We start from the raw sequence: 266 nt of genomic DNA, 5'->3' as shown, positions 1-266 counted from the left end.
AAGGGATTGTCATTTCCGGTGTTGAAGATATAAGGGAACGTGAGCTGAACAGCAAGAAATCTATGATAGTTGAATTCAAACAAAGTGATCTTGTGCGTTTGGCAAAATTAATTGACCTTATGAACGATGAGAAAAAAATTGATTTAATCCAAAATGAAATTCAGAAAACAGAAGATAAAACTCAAGAGCTTAAAACGGTGCTGGAGGAACTTAAGTCAAAAGAATCTCCTACCCAGGAAGATATTGACCATATAAATACGATTGAG

At 34.6% G+C, this 266-nt stretch carries 1 protein-coding gene; it reads left to right on the top strand.

Annotated elements, in window-relative coordinates; genetic code table 11:
- The coding region (locus tag KVT45_RS55400; protein ID WP_217562729.1) for a hypothetical protein at positions 1–266 on the top strand (266 nt) is incomplete at both ends.

Source organism: Streptomyces sp. GbtcB6 (genome assembly GCF_019091475.1).
Lineage (GTDB): Bacteria > Actinomycetota > Actinomycetes > Streptomycetales > Streptomycetaceae > Streptomyces > Streptomyces hyaluromycini.
Note: the sequence above shows the minus strand (reverse complement) of the source record. Positions and strands in the feature narration are given on the sequence as shown.